General features: G+C 61.1%; 13 protein-coding genes and 1 tRNA gene. 9 read left to right on the forward strand and 5 right to left on the reverse strand.

All coding sequences use genetic code 11. From position 1 onward, the window contains the following. Position 1: 1 nt before the first annotated feature. Positions 2–3,145 carry a multidrug efflux RND transporter permease subunit gene (locus tag V4R08_RS06315; RefSeq protein ID WP_335578560.1) on the forward strand — a complete coding sequence of 1,048 codons (3,144 nt, stop codon included), beginning with the start codon at positions 2–4 and terminating at the stop codon, positions 3,143–3,145. Positions 3,146–3,334: 189 nt separating this feature from the next. Next, a tRNA-Gln gene (locus V4R08_RS06320) sits at positions 3,335–3,408 on the forward strand. Positions 3,409–3,799: 391 nt separating this feature from the next. On the opposite strand, the gene V4R08_RS06325 is transcribed toward V4R08_RS06320, so the two are convergent. Continuing rightward, complete coding sequence (locus tag V4R08_RS06325) at positions 3,800–4,687, reverse strand: glycosyltransferase family 32 protein (RefSeq protein WP_335578561.1); 888 nt, start codon at positions 4,685–4,687, stop codon at positions 3,800–3,802. A 462-nt stretch (positions 4,688–5,149) separates the two neighbouring features. Then, the gene (locus V4R08_RS06330) at positions 5,150–5,326 is read right to left on the reverse strand and encodes a hypothetical protein (RefSeq protein ID WP_335578562.1); all 177 of its coding nucleotides are present in this window, start codon (positions 5,324–5,326) and stop codon (positions 5,150–5,152) included. A 368-nt stretch (positions 5,327–5,694) separates the two neighbouring features. Here V4R08_RS06330 and V4R08_RS06335 point away from each other — a divergent pair, with 368 nt between their 5' ends. From V4R08_RS06335 to V4R08_RS06365, 7 genes are all read left to right on the forward strand, one after another. Then, entirely contained in the window at positions 5,695–7,449 is a 1,755-nt protein-coding gene (locus V4R08_RS06335; protein WP_335578563.1) for an ATP-binding protein, read from the forward strand. A 148-nt stretch (positions 7,450–7,597) separates the two neighbouring features. Beyond that, positions 7,598–7,954 carry a hypothetical protein gene (locus tag V4R08_RS06340; protein ID WP_335578564.1) on the forward strand — a complete coding sequence of 119 codons (357 nt, stop codon included), beginning with the start codon at positions 7,598–7,600 and terminating at the stop codon, positions 7,952–7,954. Positions 7,955–8,190: 236 nt separating this feature from the next. Beyond that, positions 8,191–8,472 (forward strand): acyl carrier protein, encoded by a 282-nt coding sequence (locus V4R08_RS06345; RefSeq protein ID WP_335578565.1) that lies wholly within the window; start codon positions 8,191–8,193, stop codon positions 8,470–8,472. Between the two features lie 10 nt (positions 8,473–8,482). Next, a complete protein-coding gene (locus tag V4R08_RS06350; RefSeq protein WP_335578566.1) occupies positions 8,483–8,956 on the forward strand; it encodes a 3-hydroxyacyl-ACP dehydratase FabZ family protein in 474 nt (157 codons plus the stop codon). After that, positions 8,949–10,154 carry a beta-ketoacyl-ACP synthase gene (locus tag V4R08_RS06355; RefSeq protein WP_335578567.1) on the forward strand — a complete coding sequence of 402 codons (1,206 nt, stop codon included), beginning with the start codon at positions 8,949–8,951 and terminating at the stop codon, positions 10,152–10,154. Before V4R08_RS06350 ends, V4R08_RS06355 begins: the two co-directional genes overlap by 8 nt. Before the next feature lie 24 nt (positions 10,155–10,178). Then, a complete protein-coding gene (locus tag V4R08_RS06360) occupies positions 10,179–11,459 on the forward strand; it encodes a beta-ketoacyl-ACP synthase (protein ID WP_335578568.1) in 1,281 nt (426 codons plus the stop codon). A gap of 8 nt (positions 11,460–11,467) precedes the next feature. Further along, a complete protein-coding gene (locus V4R08_RS06365) occupies positions 11,468–12,400 on the forward strand; it encodes a lipid A biosynthesis lauroyl acyltransferase (RefSeq protein WP_335578569.1) in 933 nt (310 codons plus the stop codon). A gap of 20 nt (positions 12,401–12,420) precedes the next feature. Here the strand turns inward: V4R08_RS06365 and V4R08_RS06370 are convergent, their stop codons facing one another. The 3 genes from V4R08_RS06370 to V4R08_RS06380 all read right to left on the reverse strand — a co-directional run bounded on the left by V4R08_RS06370 (position 12,421) and on the right by V4R08_RS06380 (position 15,156). Next, positions 12,421–13,536: a polyamine ABC transporter substrate-binding protein gene (locus tag V4R08_RS06370; RefSeq protein ID WP_335578570.1), complete on the reverse strand. Its 1,116-nt coding sequence runs from the start codon at positions 13,534–13,536 to the stop codon at positions 12,421–12,423. Between the two features lie 114 nt (positions 13,537–13,650). Next, entirely contained in the window at positions 13,651–14,805 is a 1,155-nt protein-coding gene (locus V4R08_RS06375) for an aminotransferase (RefSeq protein WP_335578571.1), read from the reverse strand. 15 nt (positions 14,806–14,820) lie between these two features. Next, complete coding sequence (locus tag V4R08_RS06380) at positions 14,821–15,156, reverse strand: rhodanese-like domain-containing protein (protein WP_335578572.1); 336 nt, start codon at positions 15,154–15,156, stop codon at positions 14,821–14,823. Positions 15,157–15,159 lie beyond the last annotated feature (3 nt).

Consider the following 15,159-nt stretch of genomic DNA (forward strand, 5'->3'; position numbering starts at 1 on the left):
AATGAACAGCATTTCCGCGCCGTTTATTCGCTACCCTATTGCAACCTCGTTGCTGATGGCGGGCATTCTGTTTGTCGGCCTGGTGGCATTCCCTCTGCTCCCGGTCGCACCGCTGCCGCAGGTCGATTTTCCGACCATTCAGGTCTCGGCCACCCTGCCGGGCGCAAGCCCCGAAACCATGGCGTCGTCGGTGGCGCAGCCGCTCGAGCGACAAATGGCGCAGATTCCCGGCATCGCGCAGATGACGTCGACCAGTTCGATCGGATCGACCGCGATCACGATCCAGTTCGACCTCAATCGCAACATCGACGGCGCCGCCAACGACGTTCAGGGCGCGATCAACGCCGCCGGCGGCCAGTTGCCGAAGAACCTTCCGAGTCCGCCGACGTATCGCAAGGTCAATCCCGCCGACTCGCCGATCATGCTGCTGTCGGCAACGTCCGACACCCTGCCCTTAACGACGGTGAGCGACGATACCGACGCCCAGATGGCGCAGCAGATCAGCCAGATTTCCGGCGTCGCACAGGTTTTCGTCGGCGGCCAGCAGAAGCCCGCGATCCGCATCCAGATCGATCCGGCGAAGCTCGTAGCCAAGGGCCTGTCGCTTGAGGATATCCGCAGCCAGATCACCATGACCACCGTCGACAGCCCGAAAGGCAGCATCGACGGCGGAACGCGCAGCTATACCATCTATGCCAACGACCAGTTGACCGCGTCGAAGGACTGGAACGACGTCATCATCGCCTACCGCAACGGCGGGCCGCTGCGCATCCGCGATATCGGCCGGGCCGTGTCAGGCCCCGAGGACAATAAACGGGCGGCATGGGCGAACGGCGAGCGCGGCGTGTTCCTCGTCATTTTCAAGCAGCCCGGCGCCAATGTCATCGACACCGTAGACCGGATCAAGGCGGAATTGCCAAAGCTGATCGCGACGATCCCACCCGCGATCAAGATCAAGATTATCAGCGACCGCACCACCACCATTCGCGCCGCGGTCGAAGACGTCCAGATCACGCTGCTCATCACCATCTGCCTCGTCGTGATGGTGATCTTTCTGTTCTTGCGCAGCTTCTGGGCGACCATCATCCCGAGCGTCACCGTTCCGCTGGCGCTGCTCGGCGCCTGTGCGCTGATGTGGCCGTTCGGCTATTCGCTCGACAATCTCTCGCTGATGGCGCTGACGATTTCGGTTGGCTTTGTCGTCGACGACGCCATCGTCATGCTGGAAAACATCAGCCGCTACATCGAACACGGGGAAACGCCGATGGCGGCGGCGCTGAAAGGCGCGAGCGAGATCGGCTTCACCATCATGTCGATCAGCATTTCGCTGGTCGCAGTGCTGATCCCGCTGCTGCTGATGGGCGGCATCATCGGACGCCTGTTCCGCGAATTCGCGGTCACGCTGGCGATGGCGATCTTCGTGTCGCTGGTCGTGTCGCTGACGCTGACCCCGATGATGGCATCGCGTTTCCTGCGAAATCAACACAACGTCCGGCATGGCAAGCTCTATCAGATCAGCGAACGCGGCTTCAATGCCATGCTCAACGCCTATCGCCGCGGACTCGATCTGGTCCTGCGCTGGCGGAGGACCACGCTTCTCGTGTTTTTCCTGACGCTGGGCCTGTCGGTCTATCTGTTCGTCATCATCCCGAAAGGGTTCTTCCCGCAGCAGGACAACGGCATGATCCTCGGCACCTCCGAGGCGGCGCAGGACATCTCGTTCGACGAGATGAAGAAGAAGCAGGAGGAGCTGGGGCAAATCGTGATGGCCGATCCCGGCGTCGCCAGCATCGCCATGTTCATCGGCGGCGGCGGCAGCGCTCTCAACAACGGCCGCATGTATGTCACGCTGAAACCACGCGAGGAGCGCGACGCATCGGCGCAGCAGATCATCGCGCGGCTGCGGCCCAAGCTCGACAAGGTCGAAGGCGCGCGGCAGTTTCTTCAGGCGTCGCAGGACGTCCGGCTCGGCGGCCGCGCCACCCGCACGCAGTTCGAATATACGCTTCAGGATGCCAATCTCGACGAATTGAATAGCTGGGCACCGAAAGTCCTGGAAAAGCTGACCACGCTGCCCCAGTTGCGCGACGTCGCCACCGACCAGCAGACCCACGGCACCACGGTGACGCTGACAATCGACCGCGACGCCGCGGCCCGTTACGGCATCGCACCGCAGCTCATCGACGACACACTCTACGACGCCTTCGGACAGCGGCAGGTCGCGCAGTACTTCACGCAGCTCAACAGCTATCATGTGATCCTCGAAATCCTTCCCGAGCTACAGGGCAAGGTCGACACGCTGGACAAGATCTACGTCAAGTCGCCGCTCACCGGCGAACAGGTCCCGCTCTCGGTTTTCGCCAAGTGGACGACGGTGCCGGTGCGACCGCTCTCGATCAGCCATCAGGGCCAGTTTCCGGCGATCACCATCAGTTTCAACCTCGCGCAAGGCGTGGCGCTGGGACAAGCCACCGATGCCATACAGAGCGCCATGCGAGAACTCGGCACGCCCGGCACCCTCAACGGCAGCTTCCAGGGCACCGCGCAGGCGTTTCAGCAGTCGCTCAGCACCGTGCCCCTGCTCATCCTCGCCGCGCTGGTCGTGGTGTACCTGATCCTCGGCATTCTCTACGAGAGTTACATTCACCCGATCACGATCCTGTCGACGCTGCCGTCGGCGGGCGTCGGTGCGCTGGCGACGCTGATGCTGTTCGGCTACGACTTCAGCCTAATCGCGCTGATCGGCATCATCCTGCTGATCGGCATCGTCAAGAAGAACGGCATCATGATGGTCGACTTCGCGATCGCGGCCGAGCGCGAGGAGCATCTGTCGCCGGAGGAATCCATCCGCAAGGCCGCCCTGCTCCGCTTCCGGCCGATCATGATGACGACCATGGCCGCGATGCTCGGCGGCGTGCCGCTGATGCTGGGCACCGGCACCGGCGCGGAAATCCGCCAGCCGCTCGGCTATGCCATGGTCGGCGGACTGCTGGTCAGTCAGGCGCTGACGCTGTTCACCACGCCGGTGGTCTATCTCTACCTCGACCAGTTCTCCAACTGGCTGTCCGGCTTGGGGCGCGCGGGCAATGCTGGCGGCGATCACGACCTGTCAGGCAACGCCTCGGTCAAGGAAGCGGCCGAATAGCGCAGGCTCGATGCCGCAAGCCAGCCTCCGGATCCGGCCCGAACGAAACTCGCCCCCACCTCGCCCGCGCGCTTGCCAAGACAGCTTGCCAAGGCATGGAGCGAGCGAGTAGAAGAACCAACGTTTGGCGACGGTGCCGTCACAATGCTGCCAAAGTGCTATAACGCATTGCAAAAGCTGAATTAAACTTGGGGAATAGTGTAACGGTAGCACAACAGACTCTGACTCTGTTTGTCTAGGTTCGAATCCTAGTTCCCCAGCCAATCGCCAGATTCCGAGCGGAATCACCAGCTTAAACCGCGCGTTGCGCTCCTTCTTCTAGGTCTTGGTTATCGTCGGCGCTGATGGTGCTGTTCTCAATGTCACAAACATTGGAAATGAGGGCGAGAGCGTTCGTCCGGCTCCAAATGCCCTTGTCCCCGGTGCGACGTGGGGCGAGACACCGACGCCGGACCAAACGCGCTATGCCATTGCGCGGGACAGCGACGGCGTTCTGATGCGCTTCGCCAAGATTGGCATGCGACCACGGCGCTTGTTCCTGATCCTGATATGAAAGCCAGCATCGGTATGTTGTGGGATGGTGAGAAGTTCTTTGATTCCGATTCGGCTGTAGTGCTGGCACCGATTAAACCGCCAATTGAGAAATTCAAAACATTATGCCTCTGGCGGCACGCGCTTCTTTACAATGCTGGTAAGGCCTTGTGCCGTTGCCCAGTAGTGCGTCCTGCTATCGGGATATTGGAAATCCTTGTTGGTGAACAGACCCTGCTTGCAGATTACATTGTACGATTCAATATGAGCACGCATGCCGGCGAGTACAGCGTTGACGACGGTGGGACCCGTCATATCATAAACGCTGGTGATTGAATCGTCCTTTATGTTTTCTATGATCCGGTCCGCGATCACTTTAAAAATCGAGTTATTTGGGACGGTTGCCATAAAGTAATTGGTCAGGCCGTCGTTTCTCGTGCGAACAAGAAGCTCAGTCTGATCGGGATCGAGAAAGAGTTCCGGCGACCATGTCAGAGTGGCATCTATGTCCAGATATATTCCGCCATGTTTAAGCAACACGAGGGTGCGCCAGAGGTCGGCTTGGGCAGCGCCTATCTGCAAGCGCGAGTAGCAATCGAAAATTTCGGCTGAGAAGTTTTCCTTGATAAAGCCAATGCGGTCATTGTCACCGCAAAACCGAAACTCAAATGATGCAGCTATGAACCGGTTGAACAGATAGTTCACGTAGATGGAAAGCGTGACTTCGTTTGTATAGTTGGTCAGCCACGCGATGCGCGGTATCGATTTTGCTGAAGACTTGCGAATTAATGCAGGCGCAACTGGAGGAATGACGTATCGCTTTTGAGGCCTCAGCCACAAATCGATATAGAAAATCATCTTAAAGATATTGCCGGTTAACTGCACAAAGACTGTGAACGTCCGGCGGACAAAAAGCATCATTTTCGAATTTTTCAAATCATAAAAAGAAAACTGTGGGCCGTCCTTTGGGACAGCTTTTTCGATTCTAGCCCAAGAAGCAACGAAATCCAATGCCCGACGCCGACCGTGTGAAAGTTAGTGAGTCGCCGATGCCTCCCGTTACCTCCGGCACTCGTCAACGTCACGGCCGAGATGCCGTCTCCGTTGGAAGTGACGAGGCCAGCCTGACTGAAAAGCGTGAATCGATCAATTTTCTAGCGCTTTCACCCGCAGTACCGTTGAGCGAAGATCGCGTGCGAACGGTCCGTGCGGGAATGGAAGGCATCGTGCGTTTACGCGAAGCGGGCACGACCGTCAGATATAATGCAACCGTTTCACGCGGTATCGACGGACTGGGGGCACGCTCCGCCGCTGATGCGAGTCCTTTGCTACCACTCTCCCGGCAGGGAGCAGACGATGTATTCTAGAAATTCGATGACCGCTTCGAAATCAATCAAAGCTTGCCGGAACGGTTCTTCATTTCGTTTTCGAGCGCAGGACAAAGTTCGTTCAACTTCTGTCTCTGCGCCCCACTCACCAACTGTATCGGACCACGCCCTTGCCAGCATAGTTTTCGTTGGTGTCGGAGAACTCGCCCTCGAAAGTGGCGGCAAGTCCCTGCGGCGACAGCGCGCCGAACGCCAGTGGAATGCCGCCGGTGCTGTCCTGCCGCTGGTTTCGATCGGGGAGTCGCGAATATATTGAATCCATACAAAATCGATATATCAGAGTTCGGCGTGGCGTGATCGCTCCGATCGGTACCGACGGATTGCGATGGCCGATGCGGTCGCCGACGATCCCGGCCGCGGCGTTATGGCGCCTCCGATCCCGGGCCACGCTACCGTTAAGGTAAATGAACCTTTAAGCCGGGTGGCGCCCCGGCGTCGAGCCGGACCCGCGCCCTCCGGCATTCTTCCATAAAAACAGCGCGAGTCATGAAGCCGGCGGCAATGCAGCTGCGCGCCGCGCATGGCAGACCTGTCGCGCCACGATCCTGATACCGTCCGGTTTAACAGTTTTAGCAATAACCACATGCGATAGTCGGGAGGCAGAACTGCACAAGAAATGTGATCAGAAAAATGCTTCATTCGAATTCCGCCAATTCCTTCGGACGTGTGATTTCCGTACGCGGATCGCAGGCGCGCGTCGGCATTCTGAAGACCGGCTGCATGTCGTCGGCGGCCGCGCGCGCCACCGTCGGCCGCTCCGTCAGCCTGCGCAGCGCGACCTCCACGATCGTCGCCATGATCACCGAGGTCTCCTGTGAACATCTGCCGTCCTCGGATGAGTTCATGGCAAGCGCCTCGGTCGATCTGCTTGGCGAAATCCTCGACAGCTCCAGTCTCCGCCCCCGTTTCCAGCGCGGCGTCACCAATTATCCGGCGATCGACGACCCGGCGGAGCTAATCACCAACCAGGAACTCCGCACCATCTACGCACCCAACGGATCGGATCAGATCGACGTCGGCACGCTGCAGCAGGATCAGTCGGTCACAGCCTATGTCGACGTCGAGGAAATGCTCAGCAAGCACTTCGCCGTACTCGGCTCAACCGGCGTCGGCAAGTCGAGCGGCGTTTCGCTGCTCATTAACGAAATTCTGAAATCGCGACCCAATCTCCGCATTTTCCTGCTCGACGTGCACAATGAGTACGGCCGGTGTTTTGGCGAACGCGCCCTCGTGCTCAACCCGCGCAACCTGAAACTACCGTTCTGGCTGTTCAACTTCGAGGAAATCGTCGACGTCCTGTTCGCAGGCCGTCCCGGCGTGCCGGAGGAACTCGACATTCTCGCCGAGGTGATTCCGATTGCGAAGGGAATCTATACGCAATACCAGCATGCCGATCGTCTCGGCCTCAAGCGCATCGATCCCAGGAGCGTCGGCTTCACCGCCGACACACCGGTGCCCTATCGCCTGGTCGACCTGATCTCGCTGATCGACGAGCGCATGGGCAAGCTGGAAAACCGCTCGTCGCGCATCGTCTACCACAAGCTGATCTCGCGCATCGAAACCGTACGGAACGATCCCCGCTACGCCTTCATGTTCGACAATGCGAATGTCGGCGGCGATACCATGGCCGAAGTCGTCAGCCTGTTGTTCCGGTTGCCCGCCAACGGCAGGCCGATGACCATCATGCAGCTTGCGGGCTTTCCCGCGGAGGTCGTCGACTCCGTGGTGTCGGTCCTCTGCCGCATGGCGTTCGACTTCGGGCTGTGGAGCGACGGCGTCTCACCGCTGCTGTTCGTCTGCGAGGAAGCCCACCGCTATGCGTCGGCCGACCGCAATATCGGCTTCGGTCCGACCCGCAAGGCGATTTCCCGTATCGCCAAGGAAGGCCGCAAGTACGGCGTCTACCTTGGCCTCGTGACGCAGCGCCCGGCCGAACTCGACGCCACCATCATTTCCCAGTGCAGCACGCTGTTCACGATGCGCCTCGCCAACGACCGCGACCAGGCGCTGTTGCGTTCGGCGGTCTCGGATGCGGCGGCGAACCTGCTGTCGTTCGTGCCGTCGCTTGGAACCCGCGAGGTGCTGGCCTTCGGCGAAGGCGTCGCGCTTCCTACCCGGCTCCGCTTCAAGGAAGTCCCGGCGCACCAGTTGCCGCGCAGCGAAGCCACGATCTCGACGGTGCCGTCCGCCAACCGCGGCCACGACATGCAGTTCGTCGACGCCGTTCTCGAGCGCTGGCGCGGGGCAACCTCGCATCGCGACGCGCCCAACGACCCCAGCCCCATGGAAAGGCCGGTTGCGCGCATGCTGGACGCGCCGATGCTGCAGCCGTCGCTTGGCCTCGATCCCGACCGTTTCACGCTTCTGAAAAGGCCGTTGCGCTAAAGCCGCGTGGATAGCCGGGATGCCTGCGGGACAAGCCAGCTTCGCATTTTGCGCTTGGCCTGACCCGGCGGCGGTCGCAAAAATACCGTCGGGCAGCGAGGCCGGCGGCGTCTTGAATTTTCATTCGTCCGTCATGACGACTTTCTGTGTGAGGATCGCGCGCGGCGTGATAAAATGCGCGCTGGAGCTTGCGGACCTGATACCCGCGGACCTGGCACCCATGGGAACACAGCGACCCAAAACGTCGGAGGAAGAGCACGTCGTGCTTCAGTTCCGGCCGCGTCGTCCTGCAAGATTGCCCGGACAACGGCCGTCGGCAAATACAGCCAACGCCGGCTCCCCGAACCAAGCCAACCATCCGCCGCGTCATCAACCTGCCCGCGACCAGCCGGACGATTTCCTCCACCGGATGCTCGCGAATGCGGCCGCATTCGCCTTCACAGTCGCATTGATCGCCGTCGGGCTGTGGCTGGCCATGAGCATCGCCGATTTGCCCACGCCCTGACGGGACTTCAGGATCGCACACATAGCGCAACGCCCCCAAGACACGGCTGCAAAAATAGAGAGCGCCCTGATTTGGCTGCGGAATACGGTTTTGCGGAAGTGCCGCGCCATTGAACTCGGGACAGCGCTCCGATATATGGGCACTCGACTCCGCACGATGGGCTTGGGCGTTGCGGGGGCGACGCCGCCGTTGCACGCCGATACGACATTTGTCCTCAATATATCAAAGGCTTAGTGATGTCCTCCACATTCGATCGGGTCGCCTCCATTATCGCGGAAACCTGCGACATCCCCCGCGATACGATCACACCCGAGAGCCATGCCATTGATGATTTGGGGATAGACAGCCTGGATTTCCTCGACATCGCTTTTGCAATCGATAAGGCGTTCGGGATTAAGCTGCCGCTGGAGAAGTGGACTCAGGAGGTCAACGACGGCAAGGCGACCACCGAGCAATACTTCGTCCTGAAAAACCTCAGCGCGCGCATCGACGAGTTGGTCGCCGCCAAGGGCGCGTAATCACGCGGCCATGGATCTCGCACACTTTCACCTGATCGACCGCATTACCGACCTCGATATCGGCGAGAAAACGATCGCGGTTGAGGCTCAGGTGCCTCAGCAAAACACCATCTTCGAGGGTCACTTCCCCGGATATCCGCTGATGCCGGGCGTTCTGTTGATCGAGTCGATGGCGCAGACGTCGGGCTGGTTGTTGATCGCGTCGATGAAGTTCGAGCGCATGCCGTTTCTCGCTGCGGTCAAGGAAGCCAAGATGCGGACTTTTGTGACTCCCGGCGAACTTTTGAGCATCGAGGCAAGCATCGTTCACGAAGGTTCGGGTTATGCCGTCACCCAAGCCAAAGTCAGTGTCGGCGGCAAACGGCGGTGCAACGCGACGATCACGTTTGGTATCGCCTCCTTCCCGAACGCGGATATGCGCGGACACATGGAGGCCATGGCCAGGCGTATCGGCTTCCCGCAACAATTGATTGCTCATGGCTGAGATACCATCGCGTTCAGCACCGATTGAAGCCTGGATCACCGGGATCGGGCTCGCCACCTCGCTCGGCGAGGGCCTTGATGCGCATTGGGATGCGCTGAACCAGCGGCGTATCAATGCCGACGAGAAGAGCTTCGCACCCTACATCGTTCATCCGCTGGCGCCCCTCAACTTCGACGCGCAGATTCCGAAAAAGGGCGACCAGCGCCAGATGGAAGCCTGGCAGCGCATCGGAACCTACGCGGCGGGACTGGCGCTCGATTCAGCCGGCGTCAAAGGCAACAAGGATATACTGGCGCGGATGGACATGATCGTCGCCGCAGGTGGAGGCGAACGCGACCTTGTCGTCGACGCCGGGATTCTGAACGCCGAGGCGAAAGGCAACTCCACGCCCGGCTTTCTCAACGAACGGCTGATGAACGACCTGCGGCCGACCCTCTTCCTGGCGCAGTTGTCCAACCTTCTCGCGGGCAACATTGCCATCGTTCACGGCGTCACCGGCTCGTCGCGCACATTCATGGGCGAAGAAGCTGCCGGCGTCGACGCGGTGCGCATCGCGCTCGCACGAATCGCCGCCGGTCAAAGCGACATCGCTCTGGTCGGCGCCGCCCATAACGGCGAGCGTAAGGATTTGCTCCTGCTCTACGAATTCGGCGGCTTCAACCTGAAGGAAAAATACGCGCCGGTCTGGGCGCGTGAACACAACGGCGGTTTCGCGCTCGGATCCGGCGGCGCTTTTCTGGTGATTGAATCCAGGGCCCACGCGGAGGCCCGCGGCGCAAAGCCGTTTGCGCGCCTGACCAACGTTGTCGCCGATCATGCACGCCGCAAACGCTCCGGCGATACCACATCGACGCTGGAATCGTTGTGGTCGAAGTTCGGCAACCGCACTGATGCCGCCGCGATCATCACGGGCGCCACCGGCGCCGAGCCGGTCACGTCGGAAGAACGCGCGTTCCTGCGCGCCCATCCGGACATCCCGGTCCGCGCGACCGGAACAATGTTCGGTCACACCCTGGAGGCGCAGTTTCCGCTTGGACTGGCCGTTGCCGCGTTGTCGCTGTCGCGCGGAGCGCTGTTCGCACCTGCCGATTCGTCGGGCCAGGAGATTGATATGTCCAAGCCTCCGGCCCAGATTGTCGTGATCGGAGCCGGACACTGGCGCGGCGAAGGCATGGCGTTGGTTGAAGCGATCGGCTGAAGACTAAGATTCGACGGGGGAACCATGAGCGCAATGCGCGACAAATCCGGCAGACCTGTCGTCGTCGTCACGGGCATGGGCGTCGTGACGTCACTGGGCTCCGGCAAGACCGACAACTGGGCCAGACTTTGCGCAGGCGAATCCGGCATCAGGACGATCACGCGCTTCCCGACCGACGGCCTGAGAACCACGATGGCGGGCACGATCGATTTCGTCCCGGTCGAGCCGTTCTCGTCGACCGATCTCTCGGAGCGGCTCGCGGACATCGCGACCAAGGAAGCCGTCGCGCAGGCGGGGATCGGCAGCTCCGGTGATTTTCCAGGCCCGCTGTTTCTCGCGGTCGCCCCGGTCGAGCTTGAGTGGCCGCAGCGTCAGGAGCTCGGCCGTGGCATCGGTGCGGATACCGACATCGACTATGATCAGATGCTGCGGGTCAGCGGCGGCGGCAGGTTCAAGCAATATCATCGCCGCTTCCTGTTCGGCTCGGTTGCCGATCATCTCGCGGAAACCTTCGGCACCAAGGGCTCGCCGATCTCGCTCTCGACGGCCTGCGCATCGGGAGCAACCGCAATTCAACTCGGCGTCGAAGCGATCCGCCGCGGCGAGGCCGATGCCGCGCTGTGCGTCGCGACCGATGGCTCGGTCAATCCCGAAGCGCTGATCCGGTTCTCGCTGTTGTCGGCGCTGTCCACCCAGAACGACCCCCCGCAGGCCGCGGTACGGCCGTTTTCCAAAAACCGCGACGGCTTCGTGATGGCCGAGGGCGCGGGCGCGCTGGTTCTCGAAAGCTATGAGGCAGCGGCCGCGCGCGGCGCGAAAATCCTGGGCATCGTGGCGGGATGCGGCGAGTTGGCGGACTCCTTCCACCGGACGCGCTCTAGCCCCGACGGCAAACCGATCATCGGATGCGTCCGCAACGCGCTGGCGGACGCCGGCGTGACCGTCGAGCAGATCGATTACATCAACGCACACGGCACCGGCACCCCGGAAAACGACAAGATGGAATATCTCGGCATCTCGACCGTGTTCGGCGAGCGCACCAGGCAGATCCCGGTATCGTCAAACAAGTCCATGGTCGGCCATACGCTCTCGGCGGCGGGAGCCGTCGAGGCGGTGTTCTCGCTATTAACGCTGGAACACCAGCGCATTCCGCCAACCATCAACTATGACGTGCCGGACCCGGCGATCCCGTTCGATGTCGTTCCCAACGCAGCCCGCGATGCGCGCGTCGCCACGGTGATGTCGAACTCGTTCGGATTCGGCGGACAGAACGCGTCGCTGATTCTGACGCGCGAACCGGTCTGACGGCGCCGGTGCGCCGCCTCCTCCTTCGAACTCGTGCCCGACTACGCGACGCGGTCAAACCCGCGGGCGCCGCCGCCATCGGCGCGTTGACGATCGGGCTGTTGCGCACGACGCGCTATTTCGATCCGATCAAGACGGCAAACCTGTTCGGCAAGATCACGCAAAAGATCGGGCCTATGCTGCGCGAGCAGAAGATCGGGCGCGCCAACCTGACGGCCGCGTTTCCCGAAAAGTCGCCGGACGAGATCGAGACGATCCTGGCGGGCGTGTGGAACAATCTCGGACGCATCGGCGCGGAGTTCGCCCACCTCGATCACATCTGGCAACACGATCCGGATCGTCCCGAGGACAGCCGCATCGAAATCGGACCGCGCACCCGCGAGTTGTTCCACAAGCTGCGGCTCGACGGCAAGCCGGCGCTGATTTTCGCAAGCCATCTCGGCAACTGGGAACTCCCCGCCGTCGCCGCCGTCGCGCACGGGCTCGATGCGGCGGTGCTGTTTCGCAGACCGAATATCGCATCGGCCGATCGCGCGATCGAGCAATTGCGTTCCGTCAACATGGGCACGCTGATCCCGGCCGGTCCTGCCGCGCCGTTCAAATTGGCGCAGGCGCTGCAAAGCGGCCGGCACGTCGCCATGCTGGTCGACCAGTATTTAACCAACGGCGTCGAGGTCACGTTCTTCGGCCGCAAGACCAGGGCCAATCCGATGCTGGCGCGTTTGCTGCGGCAGATCGAGTGTCCGATCCACGGCGTACGGATCATTCGCCTGCCCGGCCATCGCTTTCGCGCCGAACTGTCCGAAGAGGTCGCGCCGGTGCGGGATGCGAACGGGCAGATCGACGTGCAGGGCACGATGCAGGCCATCACCTCGGTGATCGAAGGCTGGATCCGCGAACACCCGGATCAATGGCTATGGCTGCACCGCCGCTGGCGGTAAGCCTGAAGCGGTCGGTCCGATCATCGCCCGGTTTTCACGCGGGTCCAGAGCCGGTTGATCGCGCGTTGGGTCGCGGGGTTGCGCGCGGTGATGACGAACAGCCGCTTCATCGTGGCCGCGTCCGGATAGATCGTTTTGTCGTTGAAGATTTTCGGATCGATCAGCTTCTGGCTGGCCAGATTGCCATTGGCGTAGGACAGGAAATCGGAATTCTTCGCCGCCACGTCGGGCCGATAGAGATAGTTGATCAGCTCATAGGCTTCGGCGACATTCTTGGCATCCGCCGGAATGGCGAGATTGTCGAAGAACATCTGCGCGCCTTCTTTCGGAATCGCATAGCCGATCTCGACGCCGTTATGGGTCTCGGCGGCGCGGCTCTGCGCCTGCTTGATATCGCCGGACCAGCCGACGACAAGGCAGATCTCGCCGGTGGCGAGACCGTTCAGATATTCCGAGGAATGAAATTTCCGAACAAAGGGCCTGACCTTGCTGACAAGGGCCGCCGCACGTTCGAGATCGGCCTTTGCTATAGAATTCGGATCGAGACCCAGATAGTTCAATGCCGCCGGCAAAATATCGTCGGCGGAATCGAGCATCTGGACCCCGCAGTCCTTGAACTTTGCCAGCTTGTCCGGATCGAAGATGATATTCCAACTATCGATCTTGGCGTCGGGTCCAAGAATGCGCTGCACCGCCTTGACGTTGTAGCCGATGCCGGTCGTGCCCCACATGTAGTTCACGGCGTAGCGGTTGCCCGGATCGTAGACTGCGAGCTTCGCCGTCACCTCCGGCCAGGCGTTGGCGAGGTTCGGCAGCTTCGTCTTGTCGAGTTTCTGGAAGATATTTGCGTGGATCTGGCGCTGCAGGAAATATGCCGTGGGCACCACCACGTCGTAGCCAGACTTGCCGGCGAGCAGCCGGGTTTCCAGCGTCTCGTTGGCATCGAAGGTGTCATAGACCACCTTGATGCCGGTCTCCCTGGTGAAGGCATCGAGCACGCCCGGCGCGATATAATTCGACCAGTTGTAGAAATTGACGGTCCGCTCGGCCGCATGGGCTGGCCGCGATGACGCTCCACTGAAGCCAAGCGCGATCGCGGCGGCAACCCAGACCCATGTGTATCGATTTGAAACCATCGCTTGCACAGTCCCTAAAGCGTTTTCGAGCGAAGTGGCTACCGGTTCGCGTGAAGAAAACGCGTCAAACCAAAAACATAGAGAACCGCTTCTGATGAAATCAGAAGCGGGGCTCTAAAGAACATGCACGGCATCGGACAAACGCTCCAGCGCGCGGTCGAGCGTGGCATCCGTCTTCGCGAAACAGAAGCGCACGATCGAGGTGACCGCTTCCTGTTCATAGAACGCGGAAACCGGGATCGCCGCGACCTTGTGGTCCGTCACGATGCGTCTGCAAAACGCCTCGTCGGTTTCATTGAGGCCGAGCGGCGCAAGATCGATCGTCAGGAAATAGGTCCCCTGCGATTGCAGCACGGGGAACCCGATGTCTTCAAAGCCGCGGGTCAAACGGTCCCGGCGTCGCGCCAGATCGCGGCGCATTGCGAAAAAGAAATCGTCCGGCTTGGCGAGACCATAGGCGACCGCGGCCTGAAGATTGGGGGGCGTCGTGAACGTCAGAAACTGATGCACCTTCGCGGTCGCCCGCAGCAGCGGCGGCGCGGCGCAGACAAAGCCGACCTTCCAGCCCGTCAGAGAAAATATCTTCCCGGCCGAGCCGATCTTGATGGTGCGGTCGCGCATACCGGGGATGGCGATCAGCGGAATATGCTCGCGGCCGTCGAAGACAACATGCTCCCAGACCTCGTCGCAGATCGCGACCGCATCGAACTCCTGGCAAAACCGCGCCAGCAATTCCAGATCCTCCCGCGGATAGACCACCGCGGCCGGATTGAGCGGATTGTTAAAAAGCACCGCCTTGGTCTTGCGGGTGAATGCGCCGCGGAGCGCGTCTTCCGTCAGCCGCCAGTGCGGTGGTTCGAGACGGACCAGGCGCGGAACGCCGCCGGCCTGCCTGATGATCGGAAGATAGGAGTCGTAGACCGGCTGGAACACGATGACCTCGTCGCCCGGCTCGACCATGGCGAGTATCGCGCTGGTCAACGCCTCCGTGCCGCCCGAGGTGACCATGACCTCTGTCATCGGATCGAGCGACAGGCCGTGCCAATGGGTGTAATGCGCGGCAATCGCCTGCCGCAACTCCGGAATTCCCATCATGGATGGATATTGATTGTAGCCGTCGAGAACGGCGTCCGCCGCCGCGCGCCGGATATCCTCGGGCCCCGGATCGTCGGGAAAGCCCTGCCCCAGGTTGATGGCATCGTTGTCGCGCGCGAGCTGCGACATCGTCTCGAAGATCGTGACCGGAAGGTCGGCGAAGACCTTGTTCATCGAGAGCGTCAAATCTCAGCCGCCGGTTCGGGTCGGCAGCCCCACCGCTTTCCATCCCAGAATTCCGCCGTCGAGATGCTTGTCGTAGGCGAGGCCAGCGGCCTGCGCCGCCAGCGAAGCGGTCACCGAGCGCTTGCCCGAGCGGCAGGCAAACACCACCTGCTTGCCTTGCGGGTCGGGAATCGCCTTGGGGTCGAAACTCGACAGGGCGACAACGACCGCGTGCGGGAAAGCTTCCGCCGCGATCTCGTTCGGCTCGCGGACGTCAACCAGCAGATAGCGTCCGTCGGCAATGCCCTTCGAGACATCTTCCGGCGTCAAGTCGTGAACGACAAAATTCAGATTCGCCAACGC

Origin of the sequence: Nitrobacter sp. NHB1, assembly GCF_036964665.1 — a bacterium.
Classification (GTDB): domain Bacteria; phylum Pseudomonadota; class Alphaproteobacteria; order Rhizobiales; family Xanthobacteraceae; genus Nitrobacter.